The organism is Marinomonas rhizomae, assembly GCF_003315485.1.
Lineage (GTDB): Bacteria > Pseudomonadota > Gammaproteobacteria > Pseudomonadales > Marinomonadaceae > Marinomonas > Marinomonas rhizomae.
On sequence record NZ_QNSE01000001.1, the window covers coordinates 201,689 to 220,198 of the forward strand.

Annotated in this window: 18 protein-coding genes; 7 read left to right on the forward strand and 11 right to left on the reverse strand. The window is 43.6% G+C overall.

Features of this window, described 5'->3' with window-relative positions:
* Positions 1-223 precede the first annotated feature (223 nt).
* Positions 224-1,222, forward strand: coding sequence for a branched-chain amino acid aminotransferase (locus tag DFP80_RS00965; RefSeq protein ID WP_113914941.1), 999 nt, complete (start codon positions 224-226; stop codon positions 1,220-1,222).
* 232 nt (positions 1,223-1,454) lie between these two features.
* Here DFP80_RS00965 and DFP80_RS00970 read toward each other — a convergent pair whose 3' ends face one another.
* The 6 genes from DFP80_RS00970 to DFP80_RS00995 are packed head-to-tail and all read right to left on the reverse strand — an operon-like array spanning position 1,455 to position 6,800.
* Positions 1,455-2,210 carry an iron ABC transporter ATP-binding protein gene (locus DFP80_RS00970; RefSeq protein ID WP_113914942.1) on the reverse strand — a complete coding sequence of 252 codons (756 nt, stop codon included), beginning with the start codon at positions 2,208-2,210 and terminating at the stop codon, positions 1,455-1,457.
* The gene (locus DFP80_RS00975) at positions 2,203-3,165 is read right to left on the reverse strand and encodes an iron chelate uptake ABC transporter family permease subunit (RefSeq protein WP_113914943.1); all 963 of its coding nucleotides are present in this window, start codon (positions 3,163-3,165) and stop codon (positions 2,203-2,205) included. Before DFP80_RS00975 ends, DFP80_RS00970 begins: the two co-directional genes overlap by 8 nt.
* Complete coding sequence (locus DFP80_RS00980) at positions 3,155-4,117, reverse strand: iron chelate uptake ABC transporter family permease subunit (RefSeq protein WP_113914944.1); 963 nt, start codon at positions 4,115-4,117, stop codon at positions 3,155-3,157. Before DFP80_RS00980 ends, DFP80_RS00975 begins: the two co-directional genes overlap by 11 nt.
* A 39-nt stretch (positions 4,118-4,156) precedes the next feature.
* A complete protein-coding gene (locus DFP80_RS00985; RefSeq protein ID WP_113914945.1) occupies positions 4,157-4,957 on the reverse strand; it encodes a siderophore-interacting protein in 801 nt (266 codons plus the stop codon).
* Positions 4,958-4,983: 26 nt separating this feature from the next.
* Entirely contained in the window at positions 4,984-5,889 is a 906-nt protein-coding gene (locus DFP80_RS00990) for a siderophore ABC transporter substrate-binding protein (RefSeq protein WP_113914946.1), read from the reverse strand.
* Positions 5,890-5,915: 26 nt separating this feature from the next.
* Positions 5,916-6,800 carry a helix-turn-helix transcriptional regulator gene (locus DFP80_RS00995; protein ID WP_113914947.1) on the reverse strand — a complete coding sequence of 295 codons (885 nt, stop codon included), beginning with the start codon at positions 6,798-6,800 and terminating at the stop codon, positions 5,916-5,918.
* 145 nt (positions 6,801-6,945) lie between these two features.
* Here DFP80_RS00995 and DFP80_RS01000 point away from each other — a divergent pair, with 145 nt between their 5' ends.
* Entirely contained in the window at positions 6,946-9,033 is a 2,088-nt protein-coding gene (locus tag DFP80_RS01000) for a TonB-dependent siderophore receptor (protein ID WP_158601335.1), read from the forward strand.
* A 72-nt stretch (positions 9,034-9,105) separates the two neighbouring features.
* Positions 9,106-10,413: an NtaA/DmoA family FMN-dependent monooxygenase gene (locus tag DFP80_RS01005; RefSeq protein WP_113914949.1), complete on the forward strand. Its 1,308-nt coding sequence runs from the start codon at positions 9,106-9,108 to the stop codon at positions 10,411-10,413.
* Between the two features lie 221 nt (positions 10,414-10,634).
* Here the strand turns inward: DFP80_RS01005 and DFP80_RS01010 are convergent, their stop codons facing one another.
* Complete coding sequence (locus DFP80_RS01010; RefSeq protein WP_113914950.1) at positions 10,635-11,159, reverse strand: hypothetical protein; 525 nt, start codon at positions 11,157-11,159, stop codon at positions 10,635-10,637.
* Positions 11,160-11,378: 219 nt separating this feature from the next.
* Between DFP80_RS01010 and DFP80_RS01015 the strand changes: the two genes are divergently transcribed.
* A complete protein-coding gene (locus DFP80_RS01015) occupies positions 11,379-11,657 on the forward strand; it encodes a hypothetical protein (protein ID WP_113914951.1) in 279 nt (92 codons plus the stop codon).
* A 110-nt stretch (positions 11,658-11,767) separates the two neighbouring features.
* On the opposite strand, the gene DFP80_RS01020 is transcribed toward DFP80_RS01015, so the two are convergent.
* Positions 11,768-12,307, reverse strand: coding sequence for a CpxP family protein (locus DFP80_RS01020; protein WP_113914952.1), 540 nt, complete (start codon positions 12,305-12,307; stop codon positions 11,768-11,770).
* Between the two features lie 220 nt (positions 12,308-12,527).
* On the opposite strand from DFP80_RS01020, the gene DFP80_RS01025 reads away from it, so the two are divergent.
* The 3 genes from DFP80_RS01025 to DFP80_RS01035 all read left to right on the forward strand — a co-directional run bounded on the left by DFP80_RS01025 (position 12,528) and on the right by DFP80_RS01035 (position 15,106).
* Positions 12,528-13,214 (forward strand): response regulator, encoded by a 687-nt coding sequence (locus DFP80_RS01025; protein WP_113914953.1) that lies wholly within the window; start codon positions 12,528-12,530, stop codon positions 13,212-13,214.
* A complete protein-coding gene (gene cpxA, locus DFP80_RS01030; RefSeq protein ID WP_113914954.1) occupies positions 13,214-14,602 on the forward strand; it encodes an envelope stress sensor histidine kinase CpxA in 1,389 nt (462 codons plus the stop codon). The genes DFP80_RS01025 and cpxA overlap by 1 nt, the downstream gene beginning before the upstream one ends.
* A 282-nt stretch (positions 14,603-14,884) precedes the next feature.
* A complete protein-coding gene (locus DFP80_RS01035) occupies positions 14,885-15,106 on the forward strand; it encodes a hypothetical protein (RefSeq protein ID WP_113914955.1) in 222 nt (73 codons plus the stop codon).
* Between the two features lie 20 nt (positions 15,107-15,126).
* On the opposite strand, the gene DFP80_RS01040 is transcribed toward DFP80_RS01035, so the two are convergent.
* The 3 genes from DFP80_RS01040 to DFP80_RS01050 form a co-directional block, all read right to left on the reverse strand.
* Positions 15,127-15,870: a class I SAM-dependent DNA methyltransferase gene (locus tag DFP80_RS01040; RefSeq protein ID WP_113914956.1), complete on the reverse strand. Its 744-nt coding sequence runs from the start codon at positions 15,868-15,870 to the stop codon at positions 15,127-15,129.
* Between the two features lie 181 nt (positions 15,871-16,051).
* Positions 16,052-17,344: an NCS2 family permease gene (locus tag DFP80_RS01045; protein WP_113914957.1), complete on the reverse strand. Its 1,293-nt coding sequence runs from the start codon at positions 17,342-17,344 to the stop codon at positions 16,052-16,054.
* 275 nt (positions 17,345-17,619) lie between these two features.
* On the reverse strand, positions 17,620-18,480 hold the full coding sequence (locus DFP80_RS01050) for a TraB/GumN family protein (RefSeq protein ID WP_113914958.1): 861 nt from the start codon (positions 18,478-18,480) through the stop codon (positions 17,620-17,622).
* Positions 18,481-18,510: the final 30 nt, after the last annotated feature.

An 18,510-nucleotide genomic window follows, 5' to 3' on the forward strand; every position in this document is an offset into this window, starting at 1 on the left:
TCACGTCTCATCACTCTTCTTGTCAGTTTATTTTCTGGTGCAAATTAGCAAATATACTGGAAATACACATTCTGTTTGATCTGTGGTTTACGATTTGCTTTCTTCGCGCTGGTTTCCGTTTTACTATCGAGGGATTGGGCGAAAAGCAAAGTCTAGAGTCCACATAACACCTGTGCCTATCATTGGTGTTGTTTGTAATCATTTAACTTTATAGGAAACAATAATGGCGGCTTTTGGTAGCGTGTTTATGCCTAAAATGGCATTGGCAACATTCGAAAATAATCAATGGAGTGACGCAAGTATTGTCGCATCGGATAGCATTCAATTACATCCTGGTGCCCATGTATTGCATTACTCGAGTACCTGTTTTGAAGGTTTGAAGGCGTTTCGTCATGCTGATGGCAGTGTACATGTATTTCGTATGGACCAAAATATTAAGCGTTTGGCGCAAAGTAGCCGTTTATTGTCTTTGCCAGCCATTGATGAAGCACAAGTTTCTAAAATGATTGTTGATGCTGTTGCAGAGTTTGCTACTGACGTACCTGAGCCACCAGGGTCTATGTACATTCGCCCAACTCACATCGGTACGGAAGCGGCAGTGGGTAAAGCAGCGGCACCGTCAGCGACGTCTATCTTGTATGTTTTGTTGTCACCTGTGGGTGATTACTTTACGGGCGGTGCTAAAGCGCTTCGCCTTTTGCTGGATGAAACCGGCATGCGTTGTGCGCCTCATATGGGCATGATCAAAAGTGGTGGTAACTACGCGAGTGCTTTGGGTCCTATTTCTAAAGCACAGGCAGAAGTACAAGCAGATCAAATTCTATTTTGTCCAAATGGCGACGTGCAAGAAACTGGTGCGGCGAACTTCCTGTTGATCGATGGTAATGAAATCATTACTAAAGGTTTGGATTCTTCTTTCCTACACGGCGTGACGCGTTCGTCTATCTTAACTCTGGCTGCCGATTTGGGTATGACAGTGACTGAGCGTGATTTGACGGTTACTGAGCTACTGGAGCGTGCTGCTAAGCCAGAAGTGGAAGCGGTATTATCTGGTACAGCGGCGGTATTAACGTCTGTTGGTACTTTTATCCATAATGATAAAGAGTATAAAGTAGGTACGGGTGAGCCAGGTCCTATCGCTCAGAAACTTCGCCAAGCATTGAATGATATTCAATGGGGAAAAGCAGAAGACAAGCACAACTGGCTAACAAAAGTTTGCTAAGTTAACAGACTTAGTTGTAAAAAAATGGGCTGGCGTGATGAATGTCGGCCCATTTTTGTATGGTGCTGAGGCCGCTTTATAAGGGGAAGGTCGAGTAACATAAATATGGCGTTTAGGTTATTGCTATCTTCTTCTTTGGTGTTGCAGCAAGAAATCCTTGCCAAAGAGGGTGCTGATAAATCTGTAGAGCCTGAAAGATCACCTAATAGGCGAGGTAATACCTGCGCTTTGTTTAAAAGTGCACGCTTAGCCGTTTACCTTGATGTTCAATGATATCAACGTCAACACCATACAGGGCCTGAATATTTTCATGCGTTAACACTTCATCTGGAGTGCCTTGAAATAGTATTGCTCCCTGTTTTAGGGCGATAATTTGATCCGCATAAAGACTGGCGTAGTTGATATCATGCAATACAACAACGATGGTTTTATTCCAGTCAACAATGGCACGCCTTAGTGTCGTCATCAAATGCCGCGCGTGGTACATGTCCAAGTTATTTAAAGGTTCATCCAGTAGGATATAGTCTGTTCCTTGGCAAAACACCATGGCCACCAATGCCATCTGACGCTGGCCGCCTGACAATTCATCCAAAAAAGTAGTGCGGAATTTTGACAGTTCAAAATACGCCAGCATTTGTTCCACCACGTCGTGATCCTCGGACTTTGGTCGACCTTTATGATATGGGTACCTCGCGTAGAGCAATAAATCTTGCACCGTCAGTCGGCTCATAAAGTGGCTATGCTGCTGTAAAATCCCCACCTTTCTAGCCATTATCTGGCTTGGTGTGGTCGAAATATCTAAATTATCGTAACGAATCTGGCCTGTTTGTAAGGGTAATAAGCGCGCCATAAGGGATAACAGGGTTGATTTTCCAGCACCGTTTGGACCAATTAAGGCGATGCTTTGCTTGGTTCCTAATGTGAGCTGGGTTGTTTCTAAAATGATTTTTTCTGCCCGTTTAAACCCCACGTTCTGAATTTCAATCACTGCGACCTCGCTTTATTAACAGCATAAAAAATACACATCCACCAATGACTTCAATTACAACACTCAATGTTGCCTTCATTGAGAGAACATGCTCAAACAAGGTTTGGCCTGCCACTAAAATCAATGCGCCCACCATCGCCACTAGCAATAAGTGATAGCCAGATTTTCCAGCAGGAAAGCATTGTTGGACCAAGGCGACAACCAATAACCCAAAAAATAAAATGGGTCCGACTAAGGCGGTTGAAATGCTCACCAACACTGCCACTAACATTAGGAATAAACAGGTCATTGGCACATAAGCAATGCCTAAATTGATCACATGACTGCGACCCAAACGGAAGATGTCTAGTACCGGATGAAAGCGCCAAATCAAACACAAACAACCAGTTAATAACACTAAAGCTACCCAAACCACTTGTCGATCTAGCTGATCGAATCGCGCAAAGGCGGCCCCTTGAAAAACGACGAAGTCTTCTGGTGAAATCATCCGCCCCAGAAACTCATTCAACGCCTGTATTAATAGGCCAATCACAATGCCAATCAACAGTAACCGGTTCATATCTTGATGAAATCGCAAGATCAAGCCACCAAAAATAAGCAAAGCAAAGCCGATCATCACCAAGCTATTGATTAAAAACAAATTAATGGCGTCAATTGCTAAGTAACTCCCCGTGCCTAACGCTGAAATAATGACTAAGCTAATCAATAAATAAATGGCATCCAAACCCATAATTGATGGGGTCAAGATGCGACTATGAGTCAAAGTTTGAAAGACATAAGTGGATACCGCTACTGCTACGCCAACGGCATTTAGTGCTAACCATTTTTCGAAACGTAACATGAGAAAGAAATGATCGCCCGGTGTTAATCCCCAAGTGATAAACAAGAAAGAGGATAATAGCCAAACACTGATGACACCTTTTAATATAGACTTTTGAAATTGATTAGAGAGCACGTCGATCGCCTCGCCATAACATTGCTAAAAAAACCGTCCCGGCGAATACCGCAAACACTAAGTTAGCTGGTACTTCTAATGGATGAGTGAGTAAGCGACCAATGACATCACATAGCAACAGAGAACTGGCACCCATCCATGCACACCATGGCAAACTGTGTTTTAAATTATCACCGCAATATTGTCTTACGATATTCGGGATCACGAGTCCAAGAAAGCTAATCATCCCGACCGTTGCGACTACTAAGGAGGTGGCAAGGGCAATCATAGCTAAAGCGATGAACACGAGTGCGCGATAAGGTACGCCTAATGTTCTAGCCAGATTTTCTCCCATACCTAGCATGCTAAATTGATTGGCCATCCAATAAGCCATAATGCCAATGATTAAAGCGCCCCATAGTAGTTCATAACGGCCTTGAATAATGGTTGCAAAGTCACCGTTGAGCCATACCGCCAGCATTTGCATTCGATCAAATTCAAAAGCCAAAAAGGTGACACCCGCCCCAAGAATGGCACTGTAAACCAGACCAATTAAAGGCAGTTGTAATGGATCTGATAAGGTTAGTTTTTGCAATAATGCGAAGAACAATAGCAAGCTGAAAAAGCCCATGCTGGCACCAAATAGCATTTTTCCTACTAGCCCTATCTCAGGAAAAATAACACTGGAGAGTAATAGTCCAAGAGCAATGCCTTGAGGGGTTCCTAAGGTAGTTGGCTCAGCAAAAACATTGTTCATAACTGATTGTGATAAACAGCCTACAATACCTAAAATACTGCCGACAATTAACACCGCTAGGGTTCTTGGTATTCGGCTAGATATCATCACATTTGCCATATCTGGCTGGCGCCAAATGTCCATTATCGAGATGGAGTAGGCACCAACTAACAGGCTAAAAAAAGTCAGTGCCAACAAGCTTGAAAGCGCCAAGAGGTAGTAACTAAATGGCCTCATACAGCTCCAAAGATACAGGCTCAAAAATAGCACACAATGTCATGGAGAGGTTTTCCAGTAAGCCACTAAATCAAGATGGGCAGGGTTAATGATCGAATTTAAATTCATCAAGCGGCGCTTCATTTGCGCGATGACATGCGCTTCCGTCGCGGCCCATAACCAAGTGGCATTGCTCAGTGACAAAATTGGTAAGGTTTCTACCGCATGATATAACAGAGCCCCATACGGCTGGCCGCCGTCTGAGTCTCGGTATAACCAGTTCAAGTTTGTGTTATCACCGTGGGAAATAGGGATTTCACTGTCTGCACTTGCCACTTCAATCCAGGCATCAATGTGAGCATCATTTGGTAACACTTCTAACCATCTCGCGAAGGCCGGCAAGCTGGTTTCATCCACAAAAAACACATAATTGGCCGCATTGGTCGGCGGCAACTTAACCGATCTAGGACCAAAAATGCCCAGAACATCACCGACTTTCGCTTGCTTTGCCCAAGGGCCACCCACGCCTTCGTCGTGCAAAACAAAGTCAATGTCTAAAGTGCATGTGTGCTCATCGAAAGCACGAATGGTGTAGTCACGAAAGGGAGAAAAGCGACCCTCCCTAGCGCCTTGCCAATCGGCTGAACCATTTTCCATCACATCTGGCATGCGTAGGTGGTTTGGCGCTTGAGGGAAAAACAATTTCACATGCGCTTCAGGGGCCAAAGGGTGAAAACCAAAACCTTCTAACTCAGGCCCTTGCAGTCTAATGCGTCTTAAAGTGGGTGAGAGGTCCATTATCCTTGTCACCTTGGCGGAGCGGGGCGTAAGAGGAATTTCAATCCTAGTGTTTTTTAACATGCTCTGTTACTCATTCATCAACCAATTTAAAAACGGGAAGGGTCGTTAAAGGCCTGTTCCAGCTGCTGTAATGTGTTTCTTAACCCTTGCACACCGCCGACGGCATTCAGGGTTCCAACTCCATCCAAATACACAATTTGTCCTTTTTGAGCGGCGGTCGTAGCATTCACCAAAGGGTTATTCATTTGCTGTTGAGCGTTTGAAGAAGGTTTGCCAACCGCCGCGTCACGATCCATCACAATTAACCAATCTGGGTTTTGTGCCAAAATATACTCAAAAGAAATGGGCGCTAACTCACCTAATTGCTTACTGTCATCACCGACTAGCGTCATGCCCAACTCGGACTGAAACCAATCTATGCGAGTTTTCGCGGTTAACATATTTAACGAGCGGCCAATCACCATCACCACCATCACAGAACCTGTCTTCGACACAGACGCGGCGACCTGATCACGCAATTGTGTTAACTCATGCTCGATGGTCTTAGCTTGCTCAGCTTTATCAAACAGCCGTGCCAAATCGTTCATACGCTGAATAGCAGCTTGATATGTGTTGCCTCTGGCCAAAGACAAATCCACTGTCGGGGCGATTTCAGCAACCGATTCAAATTGCTTCGCGGAGCGCGTTCCTACGACAACAAGATCGGGCTGAAGGCGATGAATCGCTTCTAAGTCGGCGGTAAATAATGTTCCTACCTCTGACGCCTGATTCTGATCTATGTAATTGAGGTGTATTCCTGCTGGCATGCCGACTAATTTGACGCCAAGCGCATCCAGCGTATCCACCACACCGGCCGGAAACGCAATGATTCGCTGCGGTGTTCCCGGCACATCAACGACGCCTCGGTACGTCTCAATGTCAGTCGCTTTCACACTAAATGACGTTAGAACTAAAACCGTAAAAATCACGCTAAAACGCATTACTGAGCACATTTTTTGATACCTATATCATTCAAAATTTATTTCTGCGCCTGATAATCTTCTAAGAATGCTTTTGGCGTCACACCATAAGCTCGACGAAAAGCATGAATAAAACTCGAAGCATGTTGATAACCTACAAGCCATGCGGCTTCTGAAATAGACTTCTGCTGCTCTAACATAATCACTTTGGCTCGGGCTAAACGCTGTTCAGTGACCCAGTTTCCCAGGGGTCTTCCTAGCTGCTCAACTGCACGTCGTTGTAAAGTTCGAACGCTCATATGTAACGCCTCAGCCATGGCTTGAATATCAAATATCCCCTGATCCAAAAGCCGTTCTAGGCTTTGCTGTAATGGTGTCGTGCTACCTTGCTCTAAAGCAATAAAGTGTTGCCACGTGGTGTTTAATAACAATAACCCCAACATATCTTTATGCAGAAGATTGTCATCATCACGCGCTGCTAACCATTGCTCACAGCCTGTTTGCATCGCCAGTGTCAAAGGCCAATCCCTGACCGCTTGATGGTAAACATCAACAGATAAGGTACCTTGAGCATCATTATCTTTTAACCAACGCTCCATGCCTCGCAAGACCACTTTTTCATCACATTGACCCGCAAACGTCACTCGGCGAAACAAGGTTCTGTCACTCAAACTGATCATGATGCAGCGGCCTTGATCCGTCGCCGAAAAATGGTAGTCCTGCTTCCCTAGGGAAAACTGCAGCTCACCTTTTAGCAAAAAGATAAAAGTAATATGTGGGTTCACATTCACTGTGTTATCCACGCTACGGCGATAGGTATTACGCCCACCATGAATCGCTACACCACTTTTGAGTGAATCAAAACGATAATCCCCTGAGTAATAGTCACGAATTAACGCATCGTCATAAGAATCATTATCGTGCAGTGAGCGAGTATAGAGCACTGTTATCCCCTCTCTAAAGGTGTTGGCAGATTTTCCAAGTAGATTGGCAAAATTTCGACATCAGACAAAAATTCACTTGGCATATAATAAATGTAAACGATAACCCTTCTCATTAGCAATGAGAAAAATTATACAAGGAATAAAAATGTCAAAATACCCTAAGTTTGCATTTACCACGCTTTTCTCTTGCATGGTCTTTAGTTCATTTACTTGGGCCGAAAACCAAATTCGCTTATCAACCCTGACCGTTGAAGGGAATGAGCTCTACCAAGAAGAAGCATCTGAAGAGTCAGAATCCTACACTGTGAATGGTGCAACCGTAGGTAGCAAAACCCCCGCTACTCTACGTGACATTCCTCAATCTGTGAGCGTCATTACTCATCAAAGTATCAAAGATCAAAATGCCGATACCTTGGAAGAAATAGCTGAAAATACCCCTGGTTTGAGAATGCTGCCAAACGAAAGAGGTCGTTCATCGGTCATTGCGCGTGGCTATAAATATTCTGAGTACAATGTGGACGGTCTTCCCGCTCAGATGGAAAGCCGATTGGGAACCATGCCTAACCTAGCGGCGTTTGACCGCATCGAAATTATGCGAGGCCCATCAGGCTTATTCGATGCCAGCGGAGAAATGGGGGGAATCATTAACCTCATTCGAAAACGTGGCACAGATGAGTTTCAAGGCAACGCGGAAGTCAGCCTAGGCACCAATGAGCAATATGAAGCAGGGCTGGACATTGGGTCACCACTCAATGACGACGGCAGCGTCCGTGGCCGCTTAGTCATCAACGGTTTTGGCGAAACACCGGAAGAAACTGACAAGTCGGAACATCACGAAACCTTGTACGCAGCGGTCGACATCGACCTAAACGACGACACCACATTGGGGTTGGGGTTCCTTCATCAAGCCCGCGATGTTACGCCCAACAATGGCTTACCACTGGATGCAAACGGCAATTTATTAAGCCTGCCAAATCACGATTACTACGCCCCAAGTTGGAACAGTTTCACTATGGAAAGTGATGACTTCTTTGCCGACCTCACTCACTCTTTTGCTAATGGTGGCTATGGCAAAGTGGGGATGCGTTACCGAGAAAACACCAGTGACTGGAATTATATGTATGCGGGTTCCGCCATTAGCTCGACAGATACCGTTTCCATGCTCCCTTACGCAGGCGATGTCGAACAAAAGGCCTTTGTTGTCGATGCCAGCTACAGCCAACCCTTTGACTTTATGGGAACGATTTCCGAATTCGTGATGGGCGCGGATTATAAAAAATTTGAAGATGACCGACGCGAATACAAAAGTCGAGCAGGCACCACTTACGCCGTGTCAGACCTCAGTAGCATTGCTTATTACGATATCCTAGCAACCAATGGTGCAAGCTCTTATAGCAATGTTCAACGAGAAGAAACTGGCTTATATGGCAAGTTAACCCTTCGTCCGATCGCCAATTTGGCTATCATTGCAGGGGGCAGAGCCAGCCAATGGGACATTACCAACACCAACAAACTCACTGACTCAACCACAAAACGCAGTGACAACAAAGCCATCTGGTACGGTGGCGCAGTATACGATCTCGATGATTCTCATAGCCTGTACGCCAGTGCTTCCGAATTGTACGTTCCTCAAGAATATGTCGATGCTAATGGGGACGTACTTGACCCACGTGAAGGCAAGCAAGTCGAGTTGGGCATCAAATCAAGCTACCTAGATGACGCCATTCAAGCACGCTTTAGTCTGTATCAAATTGATGATAAAAACGCCTGGGGTGTTAATTCTTCACGAGAATTCATCGCAACCGGTAAACGCCGAATGCAAGGTGCTGAAATTGAAATCATTGGTCAGGTAACAGAAGACTTTAAAGTCATCGCGGGGTACAGCTACATTGATACGGACATTATTGAAGAAAGCTCATATGACGTACTGATTAGCTATATGCCAGAGCACATGTTCAACCTATGGGGTAGCTACCAGGTAAATGAAAAATTGAATGTGGGTCTTGGTTTGAACACCTTGAGCAAAATCGAAAACGATTCCGGTGCCGATGCCAGTGCTTACGAAGTGGTCAACGCTATGATGTCTTACCAATTCACTCCAGAACTAAGCGCACAGCTGAATATTGATAACCTACTCAATGAGAAGTACTACGCTCGCGTTGGTGATTCAGGTCAATTCAATATCCCAGGGGCAGAGCGCGCCGCGAAAGCCACTATCCGCTATCAATTTTAACCATTATCCGTTATCAATTTTAATCACTAAGGTATCGGTCTCATAGGGCAATATGAGACCGATAAAGGCATTATGAGTCAATCTAGTATCCATATCGGTCTCGCCTTAGTCATGGGCTGGCTAAGCGCAAATGGCTGGCGACGAGACAACAGCCAAGTCGAGCAACTATTCAACCTCCAACCTTACCTTGATCTTGCTAAGCAAGCCGAACAAGCCAAACTCGATTTCGTTTTTCGCCCCGATACACTCTTTTTAAAAACCGCTCCTTTGGCGACCGAACCCGGCTTTAGCAATCTCGACCCTTTTGTCTTACTGTCCGCGATCGCCAGCCATACTCAAAAAATCGGTTTAGTCGCCACCGCGTCTACCACCTTCCTACCGCCTTATGTTGTCGCACGACAATTACAATCACTCCATTGGTTAAGCCAAGGCCGTGCAGGCTGGAACCTCGTTACCGCTATTGAAGGGCAACAAAACTTCGGTGAAAGCCCATTATCGCCATCAAAGCAGCGTTATGAAAAAGCGCAAGAACATCTAGAAGTGGTTCAGAAACTCTGGCATAGCTACCCAAATAGCAGCCTCAAAATGGACAAACACAGCAAGCAATTTGCCGATATCGAACAGGTTCAACCCATTCAGCACACTGGCGAATACTTCCATGTCAAAGGCCCACTTAGCACACCAGCTACGCCTTTCGGTGACATTCCCTTATTTCAAGCAGGTGCCTCCGATCAAGGACGTGCCTTTGCCGCTAAAGTCGCCAGCGCAGTGTTTGCCGCGACTCCCGATTTAGAAGCCGGCATCGAACTACGGCAGGACTTGAGAAAAAGAGCCGCACAACTGGGCCGAGATCCAAACGAAATTAAAGTATTGCCTGGGTTAAGCTTATACCTCGCCGAAACACGCAAAGAAGCCGAGACCTGTTACCGCGACACGCATGCAGGTTTCGACCTTGAGCGTCGCTATGCTTATGTTGAAGAAGCCATTGGCTTAAACTTGCGAGAGTATGACGATCACCATGTCCTAACGGAAACCGATCTACCTGAATTGACCAGACCAGTCCGCAGCCAAACCCACAGTAACCTTATGCGACAATACATCATCCGAGAACACCCCAGTGTAAACACCTTTCTACAACGCCCCGAAGTCTGCGGTTCATCCCACTGGTTAGTCATCGGAACAGCGGAAGACGCGGTAGACAGCATTATCGAGCGTATATCGGCTGGTGCTGCAGACGGCTTCATTGCTATACCCGGTGGTCACATTCAATCTGCTCAATTATTTTTTGAGAAGGTCATGCCTGCATTAGCTGAGCAAGGCTGGTTTAGACGAGAATATCAAGGGACTACATTAGTAGAGCATCTTAATGAATCATTTTAATCATCAAGTTATTACACTGTGTAGTGATAGTAATACAGAGAATTGCCTTTCTGGGTATCTAATAAACGACGTGGTGATTATCAGAGAGACGCATGAATAAATACTGATAAGAAATAGAATCGTATATGGGTATGTACTTCTTTACTAGAACACGATATTGAATAAAATAAAAAGGGTTAAAACACTATGTTTCAACCCTTTTTACGATCAAGGATCTTGCTTTAAAAGCTCAATCGAGCTGTTGCAGACATAATGTTGAAGTTGTCTGCTATTTGATAGTTTCCTGACAGCGAGAAGTGCGGGGTCAAATAATAGCCTAATGACAATTTGGTATTGTCTAAGCCATCTTGATCAGAATAAAGCGTGTGTGACAATCTTACTTCCAGACGATCTGATATCGTACTGTTAATGCCAACTCTAAAACTAAAATCTGAATCTGTGCTGCCTTCATAGTCGTTGTAGTGAATGAGGCCATAGATATTGCTCGCACTGCCAACATCAATGGAAGAGCCTAGGCCTGCTTTTAAAATGTCGAAGTCATTTAGGTCTATGGACTCTACTGAGATGATCGGAATGATGGGTGTTTCAATAGAAGCCGTAAGTGCGGAATAATCACCGTCATCTGAACCTGCATCATAGTCCACGGTACCTAATGTGTAGTCCACGAATGTCATTGATGAGGCATGCGTATTCATAGATAGGGAAATTATTGTCGCTGCAACTCCTGTGGCAATAATATTCTTCATGTATTTCTCCGTTAATTTGATAAATGAGAATGGACATTGAGTTTTATATTGTTTCCTACCTGTACTCCATCGGTTAGTTTTGAATAAACTTTAATCAAATGACTTCAGGTTTTTTCTTATACTTCTAATTTTTCGTCCAGCTTGATGATATATAAGGTATTCTATATAGACGATTTTTTTGAATGTATATCGATTCCTCCATTTAATGAAGAAGGTATTATGAAAAAAGCAATGAGAAAGCTCTGCTCCCCAGTATTGGGTGTGTTCGAGTCTGGCGAAGGGGAGTTTGACTATAAGCCATCCCATCGAACGATATTGATTGTGTTGGGGTTGCTTTGTTTTTTGCTTGCGAGTGTTTCTTTGGTTATGACGCTGATGACAGGTGAGGCGGCCGGTATCATTCCTATTATGGTGTTTTTTCTAATAGGGTTGGTGTGTGAAATTGTCGGACTGTTAGGAAGCGATCGAGCAGTGTCAAAAATTTGGAAACGCAGTTAAGTTGATGCTTTAAGATAGGATGTGGTCAGACATTGTTTTAGAAAAAATAAGCGACCCTTAAGTCGCTTATTGTCTTTTCCAGTAGTGATAGTTAATAGTCACTAAGTGACTTAGTGACGGTCTTTGTCATGACGGTGAGGCATATCGTCACCACGAGGTCTGTCATCACGACGAGGTCTATCGTCACCACAGTCTTCTAAGCGGTCTTTTTGCATTTCGATAAGCTTAGTTTTTTGCTCTGGGGTTAAAATACTCAGCATCTTGTACTGTTTACTTAGCATATCGACCTGACGCTCAATGTGTTTTTGAGACATTTCTTGTGCCAATTCAGTTGCCTTGGCTGGATCGAATTTATCGGCAGTTAGTAGAGCATTGATTTTATCGAATCGCGCCATACGAGCGTTTTCTTCTTGGTCTTTTTTGTCTTTGAAGCGTTCTTTCATTTCTTCTTTGTTACTTTTGCGAAGTGTTTTGAATTGCTCTTTTTGATTGTCTGTTAGGTTTAACTCTTTCATCATGCCGCGGTCTAGACCTGGACGACAGTCTTCTTGCGGGCCTTTGTGGTCTTTTCCGCCGAATGCAAATGCGCTAGTGCTTAATACTAGTGGTAAAACTACAGAGGCTAGAATAAGTTTTTTTGCCATTTTCATACTTTCTTCCTTATATATTTTAGGGGATCAGATTATTGATAACTGCTGCGTTCTGAACGCATAGGAGTAGAATAGAGGTTGTAAGGTAAAGTGGCGTATCTGCTAGGTAAAGTATCGTAAAGGCTGCATAGTGCTTGGCATTTCGACGTAAAATACTATCTATGAGCAAGGTGTTTGCTTGCTAGCTACTAATTAATCTAAACCGTTTTAGGAACTATTGATGCCACATATTTTAATCATTGATGATGATGTTGAGTTGAGTGACTTACTCAAAGAGGTTTTATCTTTTGAAAATTGTGCTGTTTCTACTGCCTATGATGGTGAGGCGGGATTGGCTTCGATGGACGACAGCGTGGATTTGATCTTGCTTGATGTCATGATGCCTAAACTCAATGGTTTTGAGACCTTAAAGCAGTTGCGTGAAAAATGGGATGTGCCTGTTTTAATGCTGACAGCAAAAGGTGAAGAGATTGATCGTGTGGTGGGGCTTGAGTTAGGTGCAGACGATTATTTACCAAAGCCTTTTAGTGAACGCGAGTTGTTGGCTAGAATTCGAGCTATTTTACGTAGGACTCAGACAAGTAAAAATCAGCAACAAAATGATTTTGTGACGTACCGAGATATCAAGCTTTATCCGGGGCGTCTTGAAGCCTATTGCAATGGCGATCTATTAGATTTGACCAGTACTGAATTTGCTCTGCTGCATCATTTCTTACTTCACCCAGGTCAAGTGTTAACAAAAGAAGTTCTAAGTCTTGATGTATTGGGCAAACGCTTGGCCGCTTTTGACCGAGCGATTGATATGCATGTGTCGAATTTACGTAAAAAGCTACCAGACTGGCCTAATGGCAAATCGCGTATTAAAACCTTACGTGGGCGCGGTTATTTGTTGGTGGAGGGCGATTGATGCGCTTACCAAAAATCACGAGTTTGTATGGGCGTATTTTTGCTATTTTTTGGTTTACCATGTTTTTGGTTATTTTAGCTGTGCTGGCGCTGCCTCATTTAGATCCTCGTAAGTCACGAGATATTTCGCCTCCTCATTACGATCGTATGCTGAAAATACGCGATCAGATCGAGCAAAATTTTGCTTTTGCTCCAGATTTAACTCAAGTTCTGAATCGTCTAGAAGGCTGGTCTCGTCGTGGGCCAAACGATAATAAGCTGCGCCTTTTTATCTCTGACCTTGATGGTAATGTGATTACGACTGATCGCCGTCCTGACTTTAGTTATAAAGCATTACGCAATTTTGTGACTTCTATTGATAACCCTCAGGAGCCCCAGCAAAAATTGTATGGAAAGACGTTGATCTCTGGCCCACTTCCTGTTCGGTTGGCTAAGCACGATTATTTTCTTTATATCGGAGCCCGCTGGAGTGAGCCTCCGCATTTTTTATTACAATTGTTTGATCACCCTTTTCGGTTGTTGTTGGCGGTAATGTTGGTCAGCACACCGCTGTTATTGTGGTTGGCGTGGGCCTTGAGTCAGCCTGCTCGTCGGCTTGAAAGGGCAGCGCAGCGCGTTGCACAAGGTGTGTTTGAAATTGATCCAGCACTTGAAAAAGGCACCTCAGAGTTTCGCCAAGCAGGGGCAAGTTTTAACCAAATGGTGGAAGCGGTTAACTTGATGATTTCACGGCAGCAACGTTTGTTATCGGATATTTCCCATGAGCTGCGCTCGCCTTTGACACGTTTAAGAATGGCGCAGGCGTTAGCAAAACGAAAGCTGGGTGAAAGTACGGACTTAACGCGTATTGATACTGAGGCTCAGCGCCTTGAGCAAATGATAGGCAAGCTGCTTGAACTGTCTAGTGTGCAAGTAGATAGCCATTTGAACCGAGAGATTCAGCCATTATCGAGTCTTTTTGATGGTTTATTGGCGGATAGTCAATTTGAAGCTGAGCAAGTAGGAAAGACTTTGCTTATGTCAGAGGTTCCTCATCGAATGATTCATTGTCATCCGCAGCTGTTGATGAGTGCTTTGGAAAATATTATTCGTAATGCCATTCATTATGGTAAAAAACAAGTGTTGTTTTCTCTGACTGTGCATTCGGATATGTTATCTATTCGAGTGGAGGACGATGGTGATGGTGTGCCTGATGATGAATTTGACTCTATTTTCCGGCCTTTTTATCGTGTTTCCACAGCACGTGATCGACACAGTGGCGGTGCGGGGTTGGGTTTAGCCATCGCAGAGAATGCAATTCGTCAGCATAATGGTACGATCAAAGCCGCTCGAAGCTCATTAGGAGGGCTGTTGGTGGAAGTAACCTTGCCACTGCAAAAAGCGCCCTAATCGCTTTAAATATCTGTTTATTAGTAGACAAAGCGATTAATTCGGCTCATATTAGAAATGCATTTTTCTTATTCTGCATTCGGTTAATTGCTTTTCCCAAAAGCTACCCCTAAAAGTACTGAGTAACGCAGAGAGTGTTTCTCTCTCGCACCTTGCCTTTTTTATATTTTATTTGAATAAGAAGTTTGTTAATAAGCGTTTGGTCTATTTGCTTAGACTCGTTTTGTAAAAACAAGAAAAGGAAAAAGCTTTGTCGCTTTTTTCTAAAACCATAGGTAATACATGATAGATACAGCCAAAGAATTTGTACTACAGCGCATTTGCATTTTTGCAAGCCAGAATTTTGACCCCAATTCAGATACACAAGTTGTTGGGTTATTGAAAAGTAAATTCAACATACGTTTGCCGCAGCGACGTTCTATTAATGAGTCTTTATCCTCTTCCGTTAGTGATCATGAAATTATTGCTTTGATTCTAAAATATCGTTCGATGACTGAATCATAAGTTTATACCTGTCGTCTGCTTTATTTTTTGACACACACAAAGATTGCGTTGCCAGACTGCTGATTCCAGGGGATGATTTTGTCATGCTCGTGCTCAAAAATATGAACGTCAAAGTAGGGTTTTAGTAAATCTTGAAGCTCACTAAAACTCAATGCCACCATTGGATGCTCATCTGCCCAACGTTGAGTTTGTAGCGCAGTGGCTTTTTCAATACTTAGCTTTAGTGTCTGTTTGTTCCCTTCACCACAATAATACCAAGAAGAACCAAACGAGAATTCACTCTCGTCATGCACAACACTGTGCTTTGCAGATAGGCTATTGTCTATGTGGTTTTTATCTACCGAATTAAAGCAAAAAACGCCACCGCTACTGAGTGAGTTGTATACGCTTTGAATGCAACTTGTTAGGTTTTTAATGTCGCCACTGTAATGAACCGAGTATAAAAAACAGGTGATCAAGTCGTAGGGCTCGGCCACATTAAATTCACACATATTACCGAGTTCGAACCGCGCCCCAGGGCATCGCAGCTTAGCAATATCTAGCATAGGTTGATTAATGTCTAGGCCGCTAGATTGATAGCCGGCTTGGCTAAGATAGTGAATATGTGGACCAGTACCACAAGCCAAATCTAAATGCTGCTTTCCACTATTTCCAAATATTTGATGAAGCCGGTGTGCGCTGTTGCTTTGGGCTTGATAATTAATATCGGCACACATTAAATCGTAATAGTTGGATAAGTCCGTGTAGAGCGCATTGTCAGACATTTTTTCACTCGGCGAGTAGGTCATAGGGTAGGTGAAATTTGATGGCGCATAATATAGTAGATACTTTCGTTCGACTACAAAAATGTTTAGGCGGGAATGAAGGTGGTAATGCTTGAAATTAAGACAAACAGGAGCAAAGAGTGACTTTGCTCCTGTTTGTCTTGGTATGTCGTTATCTTATTTAAACGAAGATAAAGAATTTAGCGATAAACAAGGCTGCTAAAAGGTATACGGCAACGCCTACTGTCTTGCCTTGGCCTGATAGGAGTTTGATCACCGCGTAGCTGATAAAAGACAATGCAATGCCATCTGCGATTGAGTAGGTTAGTGGCATTGTGAATGCTGCAATTAGAACTGGTGCGGCTTCAGTAATATCATCCCAATCTACGTGCGCTAGGCTGCTTGTCATTAATACTGCAACGTACATTAGTGCGCCAGCCGTTGCATAAGCAGGAATAGATCCAGCCAATGGGGCAAAGAACAAGCTTAGTATAAACAACAATGCAACAACGACAGCGGTTAGCCCTGTACGTCCACCAGCAGCAACGCCAGAAGCACTTTCGATATAGCTTGTTGTTGAAGAGGTACCTAATGCAGCACCGACAACAGTTGCTCCGGAATCGGCTAATAAAGCTTTTTTAAGGCGAGGTAGTTTGCCTTCTTTATCTAGTAGTCCACCACGCTGACCAACGCCAATCAATGTGCCTGAAGTATCAAATAAATCGACAAAGAAAAAAGCGAAGATCACGCTTAGCATGCTTATTTGGAAAGCACCTTCTATGTCCATTGCAAGGAAAGTAGGAGCAACAGAGGGTGGCATAGAAACCACGCCACCAAATTCATTTTGACCAAATAGAATTGACAAAACAGTGACGAAAAGAATGCCAATCATTACAGCGCCAGTGATATTCAAATACGCCAAAGCACAGATTACAAAAAATCCAAGCAGGCCATAAATCGCTGAAGGTGAAGATAAATCACCTAGAGATACCATGGTGGCAGGGTTTTCGACAATAATGCCTGAATTTTGCAGCGCAATCATGGCGAGGAAAAGGCCGATACCTGCTGCAATCCCTAGTTTCAACGAGGACGGAATGGCATTTATGACCCATTCACGAATTTTAAAAATACTGATAAAGATAAAAAGAATACCAGATAAGAAAACAGCGCCGAGTGCTTGTTCCCATGTGTAGCCCATGCCTAAGACTACACCGTAAGTAAAGAAGGCGTTTAATCCCATGCCTGGTGCAAGAGCAATCGGATAATTTGCGTATAAGCCCATAATCAAGCAACCAATTGCAGCAGCAAGACAGGTTGCGACAAATACGGCGCCTTGATCCATTCCTGCTTGAGCAAGAATAGAAGGGTTAACGAAAATAATATAAGCCATCGTTAGGAAGGTAGTGATACCTCCGACAACTTCATTACGTACTGTGGTGTTGTGCGCTTTAAGTTGAAAATAACGTTCGAGCATGAGGGGGACCTTTTGCTAGTAGACGATGGCGATTATTTTATTGTGAATTTACGGACCTAAGTCGCCTCACAATAAAATGCGCCGGGATAATTTAGTAACTGATCATTTGGTCAGTAAGTAATTTCGGCGCAAGTATAAAAAATTCGAGATGATTTGGGGAGATAAATTGCAATAAATAATCGTTAAGGCAGGATTTAGCAGTAAAAACACACTGATGTTGTGAGTTTTTACTGTTTATTGGGGGCTTGCCGTATAAGGCACAGTAAATGAGGGGGTTATAATTTAGAGACTTGGTAACCAACAGCTTCAAGTTTAGTTAGTAAACTATCTGGACCTGCAAGGTGCATCGCCCCAACCATGATGAATTCGACTTCGTCATTTTTGAGCATGTTTTCAATTTTCGGCATCCATAGGTTATTTCGCTCCACTAGAAGTGATTGATACACCTCAGGGTAATCTTGCTTAAAATCTTTTAATTCGATGTCTGCCATGGATTTCATATCACCTTTTCGCCAGCTTTTTCTGAGCTCATTCATCGTGTTTGGCATATCTTTGATATCAGATAAGGTGTAGTTAATTACTTCGTTATTGTCTTGATCGTTGAGGTTGCTGAGCATGTCAACTTGGGCTTGGGGTTCTTCTAGCCAGCTTTTAGGTTTATGGTCTTGTTGCGCCTTTTTTGCATAGAACTGATCAACACCTTCGCTGGTAAAGCCGAGATGCTTTAATTCAATCATGCTGAGAGAAATAGCAAGTGCACTGGGTTTTAGGTGTTGGATTGCAGTAATGGGGATTTGTCTGGCGTTCAAATAGATTTTTAGTGATCGATAGGTGTCTGGTGAGATGACTTGATCTATGGTGGTGCCATCGGAATAAGACAACTCTGATTGCATTTTCCTTATGAAAGCTGAGTTTCCTAGGGTTTCCATATCTGTTTCAAAAACAACGCTGTCACAGGCTTGATAGGCCTTATCGTAAGCTTTTGGTAAAGGGTAGTCTTGTGGCGTGAGTAAATGAATTGTACCGCCAATGTAGAGCGTATTGGTACCTGATGATACTTTCCAGACAGAGGCTGCTTGGGTTTGAAATGTGGCGGCTGCAAGTAGAGTTAGACCAAGTTTTCTGAAAAAATGCATTAGATACCTGAATGATATTGTTAATCTTTT